Source organism: Fulvivirga imtechensis AK7 (assembly GCF_000331535.1).
In the GTDB taxonomy this organism is placed as follows: Bacteria; Bacteroidota; Bacteroidia; order Cytophagales; family Cyclobacteriaceae; genus Fulvivirga; species Fulvivirga imtechensis.
In genome coordinates this window covers 59,034-77,157 of record NZ_AMZN01000001.1, presented here as the reverse complement: position 1 = coordinate 77,157, position 18,124 = coordinate 59,034, and the positions used below count along the sequence as shown (strand labels likewise).

Annotated in this window: 10 protein-coding genes; 3 read left to right on the top strand and 7 right to left on the bottom strand. The window is 42.9% G+C overall.

The genetic code is table 11. The features are described from left to right. Window positions 1–228: 228 nt before the first annotated feature. Window positions 229–2,043, top strand: coding sequence for a tetratricopeptide repeat-containing sensor histidine kinase (locus tag C900_RS00335; protein WP_009577499.1), 1,815 nt, complete (start codon window positions 229–231; stop codon window positions 2,041–2,043). Then, window positions 2,040–2,759: a LytR/AlgR family response regulator transcription factor gene (locus tag C900_RS00330; RefSeq protein ID WP_009577498.1), complete on the top strand. Its 720-nt coding sequence runs from the start codon at window positions 2,040–2,042 to the stop codon at window positions 2,757–2,759. Before C900_RS00335 ends, C900_RS00330 begins: the two co-directional genes overlap by 4 nt. A 253-nt stretch (window positions 2,760–3,012) precedes the next feature. Here C900_RS00330 and C900_RS00325 read toward each other — a convergent pair whose 3' ends face one another. Both C900_RS00325 and C900_RS00320 read right to left on the bottom strand, forming a co-directional pair. Then, window positions 3,013–7,590 (bottom strand): lamin tail domain-containing protein, encoded by a 4,578-nt coding sequence (locus C900_RS00325; protein WP_157493826.1) that lies wholly within the window; start codon window positions 7,588–7,590, stop codon window positions 3,013–3,015. Window positions 7,591–7,714: 124 nt separating this feature from the next. Continuing rightward, complete coding sequence (locus C900_RS00320) at window positions 7,715–8,173, bottom strand: ferritin-like domain-containing protein (protein ID WP_009577496.1); 459 nt, start codon at window positions 8,171–8,173, stop codon at window positions 7,715–7,717. A gap of 236 nt (window positions 8,174–8,409) precedes the next feature. Here C900_RS00320 and C900_RS00315 point away from each other — a divergent pair, with 236 nt between their 5' ends. After that, window positions 8,410–8,787: a hypothetical protein gene (locus tag C900_RS00315; RefSeq protein ID WP_040495011.1), complete on the top strand. Its 378-nt coding sequence runs from the start codon at window positions 8,410–8,412 to the stop codon at window positions 8,785–8,787. On the opposite strand, the gene C900_RS00310 is transcribed toward C900_RS00315, so the two are convergent. From C900_RS00310 to C900_RS00290, 5 genes are all read right to left on the bottom strand, one after another. Further along, on the bottom strand, window positions 8,778–9,680 hold the full coding sequence (locus C900_RS00310; RefSeq protein WP_009577494.1) for a histone deacetylase family protein: 903 nt from the start codon (window positions 9,678–9,680) through the stop codon (window positions 8,778–8,780). The genes C900_RS00315 and C900_RS00310 overlap by 10 nt on opposite strands. Continuing rightward, window positions 9,680–11,470 carry an ATP-binding protein gene (locus C900_RS27925; protein WP_009577493.1) on the bottom strand — a complete coding sequence of 597 codons (1,791 nt, stop codon included), beginning with the start codon at window positions 11,468–11,470 and terminating at the stop codon, window positions 9,680–9,682. Before C900_RS27925 ends, C900_RS00310 begins: the two co-directional genes overlap by 1 nt. After that, complete coding sequence (locus tag C900_RS00300) at window positions 11,470–12,045, bottom strand: TOL_0243 family YfiR-like periplasmic protein (protein WP_040495010.1); 576 nt, start codon at window positions 12,043–12,045, stop codon at window positions 11,470–11,472. Before C900_RS00300 ends, C900_RS27925 begins: the two co-directional genes overlap by 1 nt. Before the next feature lie 247 nt (window positions 12,046–12,292). Beyond that, window positions 12,293–15,376: an ATP-binding cassette domain-containing protein gene (locus C900_RS00295; RefSeq protein WP_009577491.1), complete on the bottom strand. Its 3,084-nt coding sequence runs from the start codon at window positions 15,374–15,376 to the stop codon at window positions 12,293–12,295. 98 nt (window positions 15,377–15,474) lie between these two features. Then, complete coding sequence (locus C900_RS00290) at window positions 15,475–18,024, bottom strand: M1 family metallopeptidase (RefSeq protein WP_009577490.1); 2,550 nt, start codon at window positions 18,022–18,024, stop codon at window positions 15,475–15,477. Between the last annotated feature and the right edge of the window lie 100 nt (window positions 18,025–18,124).

Sequence of the window (18,124 nt, the reverse complement as noted above, 5' to 3'; positions counted from 1 at the left end):
TTTGGATTTATTATATCAATTAAAATTAAGGAAACTCCCTTAAAATCACACTTATAGCAGAGTAAAGATAAGGCTGACAAGACCAAAATTGTTTAGCGTCTCCAAGAAAACACCAATGCCTGCGTTACGTTCGTCCCTGAAAATGCTCGCTTTCCTCAAATAAAAGCTTCCGAAGTGTTTATTTAAAATTAATTTTTTTGAATATTGGAAGTTAAATTCAATTGTTAAGTGCTTTATAATATTCGCTCAGGCGTTCCCGCAGCTATTCTTATTATTTTCTCTCTGCATGGTTTTGGGCAGACCTCCAATACTAAACCTGACAGCATTCAGCAAATCCTTTCTTTTGCTCCCGATTCTGTCAAAATTCAGACTCTCATTGATCTGGCCTGGGAGACCTACCCGACCCAAATAGATGCTGCCCTAAGCTATGCCAAAACTGCCGTAAAGTACGCCCAAAAGACGGACTCTATCTCCCTTTCCAGGGCGTTGTGTATGCTAGCCGTGGTCGAGGATATCAGCGGACAAGCTGACCTGGCGCTGGAACACTACCTGCAGGCGGTGACCATACAGGAAAAGTACCGGCTGACTTACGACCTCTCATCTACCTACAGCAATATCGGGGCATTATACTTTGAGCTGGAAAAGTATGCAAAAGCGCTGGAATACTTTGATCAGGCCCTGAAACAAGAAATTATTCTCAACAATCCTGAAGGAATGATCGGCTCATACATCAATCAAGGCGTGATACACAAAAATCTTGATGATTACCCCAATGCCATTCGGAAATACAAAAAAGCCCTTGATATCCAGGAGCAATTGCGCATTACAACTAATTCGGGCACCATCTATAATAACTTAGGCAGCCTGTATTTACAACAAAACAAGCTGGATTCGGCCTACTATTGCCTCCATCAAAGTCTCCATTTTGAACAGCTTCAGGGTGACAAAAGGAGTCTTACACTCCCGTATCTGAACCTTACAGATTACTTCTTAACCAAACACGATTATGATAGCGCGCTATTCTATGCTAAAGAAAGCTATCAAATGGCTCTGGTGTCAGGTAATATGGATAACATCATCAGGAGCCTGGAATACCTGGCGCGCGTGAAAGAATTGAATGGCAGGCCGGCAGAAGCTCTTCAATACTACAGAAGATATCAAAAACTTAAGGACTCCACGCTCAACCTTGCGGTACAGGAAAGAATGATCGCTCTGGAGGCACAATACGAGAGCAAAAAGAAAGCGGAGGAGATCTATCATCTCCAGGTAGCCAACAACCTCAAGGAACTAGCCCTGAAAAAAAGTAAGTCAGAAAAGTGGTTTTTAGTAATGGTTATGGTGCTAAGTATCATAAGTCTGGGCTTATTGTTCTATCTCTTTCAAATCAAGAATAAAAAGAATGCTCAACTGAACCTGCAAAGTATTCAGTTGCAAAAGGCGCTGGAAGAGAAAGAAGTCCTTCTAAAAGAGATCCATCACAGGGTGAAGAACAACCTGCAGATCGTAAGTAGTTTGCTGGCCTTGCAATCACGACACATTAGTGATCCTGAAACATTAAAAGCTTTCAGGGAAGGTAGAAATCGTGTAAAATCCATGGCGTTGTTACATCAGAGCCTCTACCAGGGTGATCACCTCACAGGGGTACGGCTAAACGAATATATCCCCTCGCTAATCGAAAAATTGTTCAGTTCCTATGGTTGTGATGATGTCAGTTTAGAAATGAACGTGCAGGATCTGGAGCTGGATATAGAAACCACGCTGCCTATTGGCCTTATTGTTAATGAGCTGGTTTCTAATGCACTGAAGCATGCATTCCCGGATGGCTCAGGGAAGTTGTCGATAGAACTAAAAAGGGTCGAGCGCCCCATTGTACTAAAAGTTTCCGACAATGGCAAAGGGATATCATTTGCAGCCGATGAAAATGAATCGTTTGGTCTGTCTCTTGTTCGTTCGCTGGCTAAAAAACTGGAAGCCACGCTCACCTTTAACAACCATGGTGGAACTTCTGTAGAATTGGTGATGAAAAATGTGAAAGTAATATGAGTGAAAACCGGAGGATATTAATCGTTGAAGATGAACCGCTGATCGCGGAAGAAATGAGGTGTTATCTTGAGGAAGCAGCTTATGAACTATCGGGTATCGCACATAGTGTTGGTGATGCACTTAATATTCTGGATAAGGGCGGTACCGACCTGGTATTGGTAGATATCAACCTGGGACAGGCTTTAAATGGCATAGACCTGGCCAAGCTCATTAATGAAAGATACAAAATACCTTTTATTTTCATTACATCTTATGGTGATAAAGCAACCATAGATAGCAGCAAGCAAACTATGCCGGCAGGCTATATTTTGAAACCATTTGAGGAAATGGAGCTTTTAGCCAACATCGAAATCGCACTCTTCAAAATTAAGAACAATGGTCGTCAGGAAAAGCTTTCCATTTCTAAAGAACCATTGTTTGTAAAGGATAGAGGAAAGTTGGTTCGCATTGAGCTAAATGACATCTTATGGGCGCAGGCATATGATAACTATACTTTTTTGCAAACGGCTATGGATAAAAGATTGGTAAGCCACCCGTTAAAATGGGTTGAAGATTACCTGTCGGGGCACAATTTCATTCGGGTACACCGCTCATACCTTATCAATTTCGACAAAGTGGACTCTATTTGCGAAAATAAGTTGATCATTGGCAAGCATGAGATCCCTATGGGAAGGACGTACAAGGAAGACCTGATTAAGATGATCACCTCGATTTGAGGGTGTATGATGAGTTTGGGTTTGGGCGTGAGGATACGGGGAGATGTGATGGTAGTGATGGGTGATGGTACGTGAGACACGTATCATGGGATGGGTGATGGTACGTGAGACACGTACCATGGGATGGATGTGAGATGTGATGGTACGTGAGACACGTACCATAGGATGGGACACGTACCATGGGAAAAAATAAAGTCATTCGGAGGTTTACCAGGCCTCCGAATGACTCTTTAAACGGGAACGAAAGTGATCCTTACTCCTTCACTACTTTCAGGGTCTGCTCTAAAGAGGCCTCTTCGCTCTTGATCTTCACAATATACACGCCTTTAGCCAGTTTGTTAAGGTCTAGTGTAACTTCATGTGATCCATATGTGAAGTTCACCCGTTGGTTTACATGTGCTCTTCCTGAAAGATCCACCACCTGGATAGTTACAGCTACATCATCTTCAATACTGAAGTTGAGTTTCAGATAATCGTTGAAAGGGTTGGGGTATACCAATACTTCGAATTCCGCCACTTCATTAGGCACAAAGTTTTCATGATCCTGAAGTGAAACAGATCTACTTGCGGCACCAGCAGGTGCTGGTTTCAGGTTATAGATCCCATCCAGATCATAGCCGTCTGCATTTCCTAAGAAGTTGCGAGCTTCTGAAACGTCAACGATCTTAATGTATTTGGCTTTTTTCAAACCGCCTGCAGCAAGGTCAAACTCTCCGTCAAGGCAGGTGGTGCCCAGGGAGGTAAACGCTGTGCCATCTGCTGAAGCTAAAATCTCAGCTTTCTCAGGATACCAATAGCAAGGTATATTCAAGGGGCCAAATGTGCTTTCAAACACTTTAAACTCATTGCCTTCCAGGTCATACATGTAGTTATCCAGTTCCAGGGTAATCTCGCCTCCAAAACCAAGGCTCACAAAGTTGAAATAATAGTTTTCCAGGGGCTGACCAAGCGCTTTTCCAGGGTCGCTTCTCAACCAATGCACCGGCCTGCCATTCCTTCTTTTTCCCTGATTAAATGACACCACCCTAACGGCAGTGAACTGGTTAAAGGTAATGTCCTCCACAAACTGGAAACGCGCTGACACTGTCATATGATCGGATACTGTATTGGTATAGTCACTATCATAAAATTCATAACCAACACGGGCAGAGGTTGGAATAAATTCATCTGCCAGTTCATCCGAAATGATAATATGATCTATCATATTTTCTCTGAATACATATGACCTGAATCCCTGTTCGCTTAAAGTGAGTGTTATCGGCTTATAAGCTGCTGTATCTGCCATATAGGCTTCATATGATGATACTGTTGAAGCAATATCAGCTACAGTAAAGTCCAGGTCATCGTTATAGTCGCCAAGCATGATCAGATTGGTGTCTGCAAACTGCGCATCCAAAGTGTCTTTTAAGACCTCCACATCATATTTTCTCATGTCATACCTAGACTGAGCGCCCGAACCGCTATTTGCGCGTGCATGCACTACTACCACGTGTAATCTTTTGGTAATATCATTAATGGTCACATCTGCTACCATCATATAAGGCAACCTGCCACTGGCCCAAAACCGTGTCGGATCATCAGGGTAGCCGACAAGTGCTGAGGCGTCACCTCCATTGTAGAGCGGATGGATCGTGGCCAGTAATGCTTTTGACTCGACTGTATCAGGCACCACAGTAGCGGTTTTGTAGATAAACCCGACATGTTGTGCATCTACACTGCCCGGGTAGGACGTGGCACTTGATAACACATAGTCGTAACCCGGAAGCTCGCTGATCATTTGATCAAACAAGGCCAGGTCTGTAATCTCTTCTACCGCAACGATATCGGCATCCAGCTTTTGTAAGATAGTTTTCACACTATCTTTCTGAATATCATCCGAATTTGGCCTGCCAGCGGCCGGTGAATTATTGTCATCGCCAAACCACTCGATATTCCACGTTACAATATCAAAAGTCTCAGATTTAGGGATACCCAAGTCATCACCGGAAGGTTGATATTTTTCAGCGCAAGGCATGTCTGCTGCCTGTCTCGGCAATAGTTGATATGTGCTTAAAAATCTGCCTATAACCCCGGTTACGACACTACAAGTGTCAGGCTGTGCATAACCCACAAGCGCCTCCACATCCGCATCGATGCGTATCTCACCAGTGCCACTGGCATCAGATAGCAGATAATTGGAGTTGCCGAAAATCATATCGCCCGGTTGAGGGAAATTAACATTTAATACCGACACCAACTCTCCGGGATGCGCTGATAGTTCGTTCAGACTAATCACAAGAGGTTCAATGGGTTGATTAGCAGCCCCAAAGCTCACCACATTAGTTACTCCGGAGATTTGAACCTGCTCATTAAACGCTCCTCTCACACCTGTGATAGTAAGGGAATCTCCAATCTGGTAGGCCCCATCCCCATGTACGGCAACATCAAATACAGGTATACCCGCTGTATTATCCTGAATATAGGCAGGGCCTCTGAAATGATCCGTGGCGGTGAGCACCCCGGTGATGGTCACCGTCTCACCTATTGCTTTTGTATATACTTCTGCTATAGTGATAGTCTCTCCGGGAGGCACTACACCACCACCATTCTCAGCGCCGGGAGTAGGACTGGCTGTGACAAAGGCAGAAGTATTTCTGGCTCCACCTGCACCATTCGGGATTCGCTGAAGGGATTCATTGTCTTTATTCCCTCCCTCATCTTCATTGAGTTGAGGTTCTCCTGCATTCAAAAGTACCAGCAACCCTTCATCATCAGCATCATTCGTATCATATACCACCGCGTCAAGAAGGTTAGCTGTTGTTACCGGCGTACCGGATGGAAAATCGGAAGCGCTTGCCTGATAAAGAGCAACAGCATCTGCTCCATTTTGTAAGCTGTTGTTAGCGATCACCAGATCAACATTGGCCACACCTGCATTCCCTATAACAAAATAGCCCTCAGCGTTTGTTGAATATCCGCTTAAGTCGATAGCATTGTAGCTGACATCACCATTGCCATTGTAAAGTACGATCACCAGTCCTGCAAGAGATGTATTACCCGTTCCTCCATCATAAAGCTCAATAAATTCAGCCTCATCAGATCCGGGCGTATCGGCATCCACTTCGTTGATAACGATAGTGATCGGTTCGGTGACATTAGAGTTGGCAGCTCCGGGTGTTGGAAGCGCTGCTACGTAGGTGTCGGTATTTCTTAAACCGCCCGATCCATTGGCATATCTTTGCAGGGAATGGCGGTCTTTATCGCCTGCCATATCTTCATTCACCTGCGGTTGACCTGCATTTAGAAGGGTGAGCAATCCGGCATCGTCAGCATCATTTGTATCATACACCACAGCGTCAAGAAGTCCATCTAAGGTGATAGCCGTACCTGTAGGGAAATCTGCGGCAGTGCCTTGATAAAGGGCCACAGCATCTGCTCCATTTTGCAAGCCATTCGAGGGAAATTCGATAGAAACCCCCGGTACTCCGCTGTTTCCAAGCACAAAATACCCTTGTGCGTCAGTCGAATAACCGGTAAGATCAAAGGCATTATAGCTCAGATCATTGCTTCCGTTATAAAATACAACCACCAGGCCATCTAAAGAGGTGTTTCCTACACCTCCATCGTAAAGCTCGACAAACTCTGCCACGTCAGTGCCCTCTGTATCTGCATCTATTTCATTGATCAGCACCGTGGCTGCAGGGCCTTGTGCTACCTGGTTGGGCGCTCCGGGGGTATTTACGGCCTCTCCGGCTTCCGCAATAGCGGTGGGGAAATCAGGTAAACCGGCACCGCCAAAGCTGTTTCGCACCCAATCTGCTATATTATCAGTATCCTGTCCGTCAGGTATTCTTGATGCTCCCCCCACAGTAAAGGAAGAACCGTCAAAATCCGGTGTGAGCACCTGACCAAAATAGTTAAGGTCACCAGCGCCAGCGTCATTGACACCAATATTGTCTAAAAGTTCATCCCAAAGGATAACATCAACTATTCCATCGTCATCGGTGTCAATGTCATCACCGACACTTCCTGTAAAATTACTTACCAGTAGCAGAGATACGGTGCCATTTTCGAAAGCATTGCTCAGCATACCTGTAGACCAAAATCCCTGAGCATCGGTTGTTCCCAATTGTATCGCCTCGTCAATAATACCGGTAGAGGGGCTGTCTCCCTCAATCTCCAGCAGCCATAGGTGAGAATAATCTGTTGATGGCTGCCCTAATATTTCAACAAATTCATTGGTATCAGTGCCTGTATGATTGAATACAAACTCATTGATCACAGGATTTGTGGCAGTTGAAGTAAAGGTTTGTCCACTATTGATGGCACCATAGCTATTGAGTGCTCCAGCTTGCCAGGCAAAGTCCGTATATTCGGATCCGCTACCTGCTAACTGCAAAGAATTTCCAACCGGAGATGTTGAGGGTTCGCTTACTCCAATATCAGTACTTATCAGCATGTCTGCCGGACCGCCAACAGCGGTAAAAGAACCTTCATAGCTTAAGAATTGCACAACTGTATTACCGGCATCGACCAAAGCTAGCCCATCAGGAGAGCCATTCTGGATTCCCGCTTGAGCAAAAAACAAAGTACCAAAACCTCCTTGCTGGTCAGGTAATACTCCGTTAAGATTTAAAGTGGCATAAGAAGAACCGCCATTGCCATTGTAGAAAACCAATGACCAACCAGACAAATCAGTACCAGCAGGACCCGCAATTTCAACGCCCTCCTGGGTATCAGCACCGTCATTGTCATAGTGTAGTTCATTGATAAAAACCTGTTGTGCATATGTAGGAATACACATACCAATGGCTAGCAAACTTATAAGTATAAGCCTGTAGAATTGTTTCATAGTTAATAGATTTAGGTTTTAAAATGGTTGATTTCGGTACTAAGTTAGCCATAACTAAATAATTCTAATCAGACCCGAATGTGAAGTTTGTATTAACATTACGTAATTCACTGAAAATCAACCATTAGCTGGCATAGTCGCTTTTCAATTCCATAATATCATAAAGGGCTTCATCAATTTTTCGTTTGTGATCTTCTAACAAGGTCATGGTTGTAGGCGGCAGGTCTTCGAGTGCCAGGGCTTCATTATAATCCTGCCACGTGACCATTTCTCCCCTTCTGCATTCTTCCAGTATCGCCTCCTCATTGTTGCTACTAATGACTTTTTTCAGGTTCATCCATTTTCTATGGATGTCCCCTGCTACGCTGGTACCTTTGGCTTTTTCCGGATCTTCACCCAGGTTTGCAATCTCTCCCTTGATATCATGCCCAAATCTATTGCGTTGTTCCACATAAGTTTTAAATACCTTTTTCAATTTAGAATCCTTTATATCTTTCACTGCTTCCTTATAGCCATATTCTGCATCGTAATTCCTCGTCAGCAGCTCGTTCAATTTTTTAAGTACTTTATCTCTAGTTGACATGATCGTAAAATTTATGGTTAGTATTTCTGTATAATTAACATACAGCCATAACTCTGCCAGCACATAGATTTTGCAACTTCTCCGTTTTTCCCCACGGAGGTGAGTAATATCATACATATTGTGGGTAATTCTTCACAACATTTGATCATAATTATTGCTTGGTAGCCGGCATATGACCGCTACTATGCATTGGTAAGATTATTGCCACACGGTTTTTGTTACCAACAATTTGGGATATGGAGTTAGAAGAGTTACTTATGAAAAAATTGATGAACAAAAAGGTGTATCATCCGGTGTATGGAGAAATTGGCGAAATTAAAGACATACTCAGGGGTAATGACAATAAATATGTTGTATTCAGGGAAAGAAGCGTTGAAAACCTTACTGAAGACCAGGATGTATTAAGGGCCTTGCCGGTAAAAAGATTCTATTTACATGACAAGACCAGTGAATTGAGGGTCGACTTTGACCCACACTGGATCACAGAAGCCCCCAGGTTCACGTCTGAAGACCTGGAAAACCATGATCATCAGGTGCTTAACCTCTTAAATAATTACTATAAGCATAATGATGGTGTACCGGCAAGTTATGTGGCCGTCAGGGATCAAAAATAAATTTCCTGGGCCAACCGAAAGGTATTAGCGTGCGCTTCAACAATGTCTTTGATATTTGTCGAATATCCACCACCCATAGATGCTACCAGTGGAATATTGTTTTCTTTAGACAGTTGTAGCACCATTTTGTCCCGCTGTCTGCATCCGTCTCTACTTATCGCGAGACGGCCCAGTTTGTCTGTAGCTAAAATATCAACACCTGACTGAAAAAAAATAAAATCAGGCTCTACTTCATGCAGTAGGTTTTTCAAATTTACTTCAAGGATCTTTAAATAAAAGTGGTCGTCCGCACCATCAGGCAGGCCTATATCAAGGTCGCTAATTTCTTTCTGCATCGGATAATTCCTTGCCCCATGCATACTGAAAGTGAATACTCTTGCATCATTCCTGAATATTTGAGCCGTGCCATTGCCCTGATGCACGTCCAGGTCTACTATAAGTATTTTGCCTGCAAGCTGCTGGTCCAATAGAAAATGGGCAGCTACGGCCATGTCATTTAACAGGCAAAACCCTTCCCCTCTATTTGTAAAAGCGTGATGTGTGCCTCCTGCGATATTCATAGAAACACCATGTGTAAGTGCATATCTGGCACAAAGCGTGGTGCCATGAACAATGGTCATTTCGCGGTCAACCAGTTGGCGCGATAAAGGGAAGCCTGTTCTTCTTATTTCAGAGCGTGAAAGTTTCTGATCTCTGAGTTTCTCCCAGTATGCCGATTCGTGCGTGCGGAGCACCATCGCTTCAGTTGGCAATCCGGGGTCAAAAAAATTACTCGTTGATATGGTGCCTTCATACAACAACTGCTCCGGAAGTAGCTCATACTTTTCCATAGGAAAGCGATGATTAGCAGGCAATGGGTGGCAATAACAGTCTGACCAGGCTATTTTCAGCATTAAGAATGATCTTCTATAAGAGAAATAAAACTAAGTAACTCAGGGTTAGCAAAGTTAGGCAGAACTACCCTAACCGAGGTGCCTTTGCCCGGCTCAGATGTGATATAAATGTTACCTCCCAATTTTTCCAGAACATTGTGAACGATATATAACCCCAACCCGGAGCCCTCCGAATTTTCCGAGGCCCGGTAAAACATATCAAAAATTTTTGCCTGGCTATCAATAGGTATTCCTTCACCATTATCTTCTATGAGCAGCGCCAGTTCCTGCTCAGTTACATCTGTTTTTATTTTAATATATTTGTGCGGATTATCCTCAACCTGGTACTTCGAAGCATTGCTGATAAGGTTATTCAATACTACCCCTACCCTGACAGGGTCAGATTTAAATACTGCAGTCCCTTTGGTATCTATCTCAATCCTAATTTTTTCTACTCTGGTCGGATCTATCTGCTCTATGGACAGTTCGATCATTCTTCTGATATTGATCTCTTCGATCTGTCCTTTTATGCGGCCATTCCTGGAAAATGTCAGCAAGTCCGTGATCAGCTTATCCATGCGCTTGACGCTGATTTCTACCCGCTGTAATATCTTATCTATATTGGTTTTTGATTTTTCCAGCTTCGATATATGGATCAGGCCAAGAATAGTTCTCAAGGGAGATCGAAGGTCATGGGAAGCATGATAAACAAAGTTGTCAAGTTCGAAATTCACCTTTTGAAGCTCAATGTAGTTTTTCTTCTTTTCGGTAATGTCCTGGATCACTCCTTCAAAATAGTTATCCTTGGCATTTAAACGTCCTGAAACAGACACCCATACAGGACTATTGTCTTTGGTAGAAAGCTTTACCTCGCTATTTTCTATAAACCCATGCCTGAGTAGCGTCCGTAATAAGCTCCACAGATTCTCCACTTTAAGAAACTGGCTGAAAATGTTCTGATCGAACACCGGCTCCACCTGAAAGATCTCCCAGGTGCGTTTATTGGCCTGGGTAATCCTTCCTGTGGCTATATCTATGCGAAATATTCCCACCAATGAATTTCGAAAGAGGTTTTGATAATTTTCCTTGCTTAGCTTCAGGGCTCTATTGATCCTTTTTTGCTCAATTTCCTCTTTTCTGACCTGGGTGAGCAGGTGATTGAACCTGTCATATAAGTACCCTACCTCTCCTTTTTCGTTATGCTCTATTGACCGGGTGTAATCGTTATGTTCTGCTATCTCTTCTGCAAAATCCGCCAGACGTATGATCGGTCTGGAAATGAACCCTTGTAGCTTTTGAGTCAAAAACACGGATACCAACAAGGTGCCAATAAAAATAATTACAAGGTAAGACACATCCTTCCATACCATTTGGCTCACCCAGCGCTTGGGCACCAAAAGCATTACATAGCCAAAGTTTTCCTCCTGATAATCAATAATATTCTTTATTTGAAAGTAATTTTCCCCAGCCTGATGAAATATCAAAGTATCTTCCTTTTCATTTACACCTTTGTAGTATGCAAACAAGGTACTGTCTTTTGTTAAGATATAGGCATGACTGATCTCAGGGATGCTGGCAACCTTTTCAATGATCTCATTACCTCCCCGTTTATCTTCGAATACCAGGGGCCCAACAGCATATTCACTGATCAATCTGGCCGTAACTTCCATCTGGTTAAGGATAGCCTTTCGGCTGCTGTAGTATGAATAGTAGCTATAAAATCCCGAACTGGTGAGCAAAGCCAATATGGTAACAGCAAGTATTGCTGCAATGAGCTTATTTTTGATCGTCAACTGTTTAAAAGATAACATCAGCTACTCTTTATAATTTTAGCCACCTCCAAAAGTCTGAAATCAACACTAAGACCACTGCTTTTTGCTGCGGAGACATTGAACTCAAAACGTATTTTGTTCTTTTCAATAAAGAAATTGATCATCAAGCCTCTTTTAGCAAACCCATCGGTATCACCAATGGTTAGAATTGGCTTCGACCTCACAATTCTGACGATCTCGTCCAGCTTTCCATCATGATCGGAATTGACAAAAAGTATATTGCAGCCATTCAGATCATGGGCGTTTTCAATAACTTTTATCCTCACAGGCCTGCCCTTTATGGTTCTCTCGCTGTAAAGATCTTCAAGAGCGTGATTAATTTCTCCGTTACCCAATATGGCAATTACAAAATATTCGGAGGTGTCAGTATCGGGCCATTCAATAAACCTGGAAAATTTCTCCATCCAGACACTCTTCAGCCTGTTCTCTCCTATTTGGGCCAGTGACGCTGAACCTGAGAATATCATACACAATACCAGCATCAGTTTCCTGAAAAAAGGAAAAGTTGCCCTGTATCTGGAATCTATTAGATGTGGAAAAAAAATAAAATTCATTTATCATTACTTAAAAGCACCTTTGCGCACAGGCAGGGACTACCTGACTAATCACTCAATAATGTTGAAATGCATCTTTTTCGCATCTAATAGATAAATAAAAGCCGTTAGGTAAAGCTTCCAACTATAAAACGTTTTTTTTAACAACAAAACAGTAATAATATACTCATTTCAGGCACAAAATACCACTTGCAGATCATTTTAAATTTCTGCTTATGCAAATTTCTTACAGTAAAGATGGCTCTTCTTATCGTTTCTTTCTTTTGGTTATAAAAAGCGATATCATCCATTGCAAGGTTCTGTAATACAGGGTGATGAACAATATCAGGGACATTACCCATATCACCACAATATTAAAATACAGGGTATTAATATATAAGCCGGCAAAGTGTTTTTTTGGCACAAAGAATTTGGCCCGGAAATCTAAAGGCCCGGTAGGCTGAAAATCGTCAAAATATATCGGATAAATTTTCTGTACAAGCCGGCCATCCATTGCAATAACGCGGTGTGTAATGTTAGTATTTTGCAAGGCGGTGACGATAGCTTCGTTTTGATAGTTGAGACGTAAAGAGTCCAGTGTGTGTAATCCCTCCTGTGTGCTGGTGAATGATTCAACCACGAGAGCTTTTTCTTCTACTGCAGCATTGTACCTGTTAATATAGAGTTGTTTTAATGTATTAAGAAAATTTTGGGTAGCGAAATAGGTTGCAGAGTCAAATTTTTCAAGAACCAGGCGTTCCATTTTTGAGAATTTCTCCTCTCCAACCTTGGTTAACTCATGGCCTATCTCATTGCGCAGCAACTCCAAAGATGCCCTCATCTCGCCTGCCATAGGGGTCATCCTTTTCGACATATTATTAAAAACAAAAGTAAGTTCCGTTTCCAGCCTGGGAATATAATATAGCTTTTTATACTCAGCGTTGGCAGTTTTCTTGTCTACTTCGTAAAACATTTTCTCATAGGGATTATCTCTGAATTGGGTAACCATAGCAGCCTCGAAGGCCCACCTGGATGCCATCACCTCCCCAATCCACGGTACTTCATCCTGTGAACTTACCGTTGGATTAAATTTATCAAAACTGATAACCACTCCACTTAACAATAGCTGAGGAATAAGCAGAATGGGTATCAAAATGTAAATAGTGACTGCAGAGTTAAATGACGCTGAAATATTTAGCCCAAGCATATTAGCAAAGCAAGAAGCGCTGAAGAGTATCATCCAGAAGCGAACGCCCATCCCATCTATTTCCAGTATCCAGTTGCCAATAATAATAAACGAACCTGTTTGAATGGCGCTGATCAAAAACAAAATAAATACTTTGGAGGACAAATAGCTGCTCCTGCTCAGGTCAAGGAATCTTTCACGCTTTCGTATTTTTCTATCCCTGAATATCTCCTCCGCACTCACTGTCAGTCCCATAAAAAGGGCAACAATAATACTCATAAAGAAATATACCGGAATATTATCGTTCTCGTAAAACGAGTAGGCGGGATTTCGCTCTTCGATTGTGGTATAATACCTGACCAAAAAGGCCATAAAAATGGCCAACACAGGGGCTTGCAACAGGTTAATAACCATATACTGGGTATTGGCCACCTTGGAAAGTACATCACGTGTGACGTACACCCCAAACTGCCTAAACCAATTGGGTATCTCCTGGGTTACATTTATACTTTCCTTTACATGCTTCACCTTCGGCAGCTTAATGCGCTCCCGGAAATATTGGTACCATTGCCCCGGAGATATCTTTCTTGTATTTGTCAACCTGCCATATTCGTTCACCACTTTAGTTTCGATTATGCTGAAAACCTGCTCAGCATTAACGTTGCCGCACTCAGGGCATGAGCTTTGGTTTTTATTGGCGGCATTTACAATCTCTTTAAAATAAGTGACCGACTCTATAGGGTTTCCATAGTATATCTGCAGCCCCCCAACATCGAGGATGAGAAGGTTATCAAACATCTTAAAAATATCGGACGAAGGTTGGTGGATCACCACAAATATCATTTTTCCTCGCAATGTCAGCTCCTTCAAAAGGTCCATGATATTTTCAGAGTCTTGTGAGGATAAACCTGAGGTAGGCTCATCAACAAAAAGTACACTGGGTTCCCTCAATAATTCGAGGCCGATATTTACTCTTTTCCTTTGGCCTCCACTAATGGTTTTATCAAGTGGCGAGCCTACTCTAAGGTCCTTAATTTCGGAAAGCCCCAGGCTAAGCAGCACTTTATTCACAAGTTGCTCGGTATCTTCCTTACTATATTGGCTAAAACATAGCCTGGCGGCATAGTAGAGGTTTTCAAATACAGTCAACTCCTCAATGAGCAGGTCATCCTGGGGGATATACCCTATCACACCTCGTACAGCATCATGATTTTCATGAATATTGATACCATTGATCAGCACCCGTCCGCTGGAAGGAGCCTCCGCGCCATTGATAACGTTGAGTAAGGTGGATTTCCCCGAACCGCTGGCACCCATGATTCCGATCAACTTCCCTCCTTTCTCAAATATGTTGACATTCTGAAGCCCGGCACGACCACCCCTGAAGTGATAGAATATATGTTCTGCACTGAAGGTGATGGTGCTTTTTACATGCCCCTGTAAAAATTCACTTACCACATCACTGTAGTAGATAGTCTCTATTTTGTTTCCTCGTATGGTACTGCCTGTGGGAAAAATATCTATCTTCCTGCTTTTCAGCGGAATACCATTGAGCGTAAGGGTGGATATACCCAGGTATTTAATGAAATAAGTCTCGATTTCCGGCAGCCGTAATATCGCTATGAGACCGGTTAAGTTCTTGGCTACAAGCCTGGGTCCCTCCAGGTCGTATTCACCCGATCCTTCATCAATAATCAGAATATCGCTGGAAGACAGCTCCTCCAGGTCCTGGCCTGTGACAAAGTTGCGAAGTAATATCGTGTCTTTACGTGACAGCTTAAGCGCCTCACCAATATAAAAAATCAGGTTGCCCTGACGCTCGGAAATTTCACCGTCAGCAAACACTAACTCAATGATCTTTGCTACCAAAACCACCTTCTGCTGCATGGTGAGGGCCTTGTTTACCTCTTTTGTAATTGCCATTATCCTGGCCCAGTCACCCACAAACTCCAGGGTATCATCATCTAACTGCCCCAGGTCTGCCTTTTGAGACAGGTCGTTTTCACAACAGTATTTGTCAAACAGGCTGAGGTAGAAGCCAATGGCTTCCTGGTTGAGGTGAACTGACAGGAATTCTTTGATGTTGGCACGCTCGTCTTCCGTAACACGTTCTTTGGCAACGATAGCAAACAATTGAATAATGGCCTTAAGTAATTCCTCGCTCATGGATCGGGGTAACTAATCTTTAAAAAGTAAACGACAGCTCAATTAATAAAAGCTTCAATAGCAAAGCAATAATCCTTTGATAAAAAATTCATTACCCATTATTTATCAGTTTTATTTTTAATTTCAACAGCTCTGAAAAGCATATCGGAAGTCTGTAATATCTTGTTTTTCAGGTTTGCCGGATAATTATTATGTCTGTACAGAAACTGCCTTACTTCATTGTCAGCTTCTTCAGAGCTATGCCCCGAAAGTGTTCTGTCCAGCCACCGGTAGGGGAAGAATATATCTCCTGTCAACTGAATTTCAGTAAGCATTTCAAGACCAGGTTTAATATATTTCACTGCACTTTGCGCCCTCAAAGGGTGGTGGAGATAAGATAAAGCATCAAGCACCCAGGCTTCATTGCTTCTGTTCTTTTCATCTCTCAGACTCGCAAAAAAAGCATCTCTTACAGTCTCATCTGCAGAAAGCGCGGGCTCTATAAATTCAAATTTTTTCTTTCTGTCTGGGTTAGTAATATTTTCGTACTGGTGTTTCAATATGTCTTCGTATCCCTCTACTTCTCTTACCGCCAGCTCATAGGCCAGGCTGGTGAAATCACGCTCAGCCAGAGGCAGGCCCTCCAGGGTCATTTCTTCACTCCATATCCTCTTTAAGATCATCACGCTATTATCAGTAATGGCGATCCTTTTGAGTATGTTGAAGTAAGTGGACTTCAAATTAATCGTAGGGGCATGAAGCGTCATATTGAGCAGCAGTCCTTCTAAGCGCGGAGCCAGTTGTAGGCGCTGCTCAGGACTATAGAGCCTCCAATATATGGTTTCAATAATACTGGTAATATATTCTGCTATCAGCGCCTCCTTCTCCTGTGGAAGACTAGCCATAGCCCGGCTCATCAGTTTTTCCGGGTCCAGTTGCCTTCTTAGCATCGCTTCAAACAGGTTGATCCATACTGCACCCCGTAATACAGGATCTTGATGCTTATCAATGTTTTTCAAAAAATGCTCCTTCGAATCCCCACCCATACGAAAATATCCATACCCCAACCCTCCTGCATTCAAAAAAAGGTACTCCGGATATGGCATCCCTTCCAGGTCAAAAGATTTTGAGTCTGTCAGAATATTAGCTTCAACAATGGCCGTAGAATCAGTGTAGCCCAATAGTATTTGAAGGTCCTGATTCCACCATTGTACCTCATCGGCATACTCATTTCTCGACCAAATGGAAAGTTTGTCTATCAGTGTCTCATTTTTCTTCTTACTTGAAAGCCTGTAGTAAACCACTGGCATACCGGCAGACTTTACCCACCTCTGGTTCCAACCGTCTATATTAAAGGTGACGTCATCCGAAAGAATATTTATGAGATCATCCCAACTGGCATTATCAAAAGCATAGGTATTAAGATATTGACGAAGTCCTTCCTGTAGTTTATCCTTGCCTGTGCTCTCCTCGAGCATTCTCATCACTACCGGAGCCTTTTGGTATATAATACCTCCGTAAAGCGTGCCGGCATTTTTAAGGTTCTCTAATGGTTGCTGAATAGGATGGGTACCTCGCGTACGATCTACATGATAAGCTCCCGGGTAGTGAGCCATCATAAATTGAAGGTCGTGATTCACTTCAGGAAAACCGGGATTCACAATCTTTGCTGCTATAAAATTGGCAAATACCTCTTTTAACCACACGTCATTAAACCACTTCATGGTGACGAGGTCTCCAAACCACATGTGGGCAGTCTCGTGAGCAATAAGCCGCGCACGACCCAGCTCCTGATTGAGTGTGGATGATTCATCAAGGAATAAGGTCGAAGCTGAGTATAAAATAGCTCCCGGATGCTCCATACCACCATACTGAAAGGAAGGGATCAATACAAAGTCAAACTTTTCGAAAGGGTAAGGTATACCTGTATACTCCTCCAGCCATTGCAGCGATTTGGCATGCCATTCAAAAATAGCATCTACATTTCTATTTACTTTAGCACTGTCAGTTTCACGGTGCAACATTCGCATTTCCCTGCCTCCCGCATCTCGGGTTACAACTTTAAAGTCCCCGGCAGCAAACGAAAACAAATAACTGCTGATGGGTTTTGTCTCTGCAAAATAGTAGCTAACAGCATCACCATTTTCTTCTATGGATGTCACAGGCCCATTGGCCACGGCCTGCCATCCTTTGGGCACTGTCAATGCCAGCTTATAGCGAGCCTTCAGATCGGGCTGATCAAATACCGGAAAACATGTGGACGCTCTTTCCGGGACAAAAAGGGTGTACAGATAGTCCTCATACCGGTTAAGAGACTGCTCTCCCGCTTCAAATTGAATATGAATAGTGTTTTGCAACTGCAATTGTGCTGCAGGAATAATCAAATGCTCTTGCTCCCACCAAATATCAATAACCTCTCCATTTGACTTTACCTGTTTGATCTTATCCGAAGAGGCGTTAAAATCCAGGATCACATCTTCAGCGTTATTCTTAAGCGCAAAAGATATCCTGGCCTCACCAGTTACCGGAGCATCCTTTCCGGGAGGAATATTGAACCTAAGATCATATACAATACTATCAATGGTAGATTTGCGATAATTCGCCAACTCCTCTGATATACCGGGCGCCAGTAGGTTGTTTTCACCCTCTGAACATGATAGTAAGGACATAGTCATTAGCAAAATTGCCAATACATTGCTTCGGCACAGTGTCATTCCATAAACATATAAAAATAATTAATACTTTTCACCTGTATATATTAGTATTGAG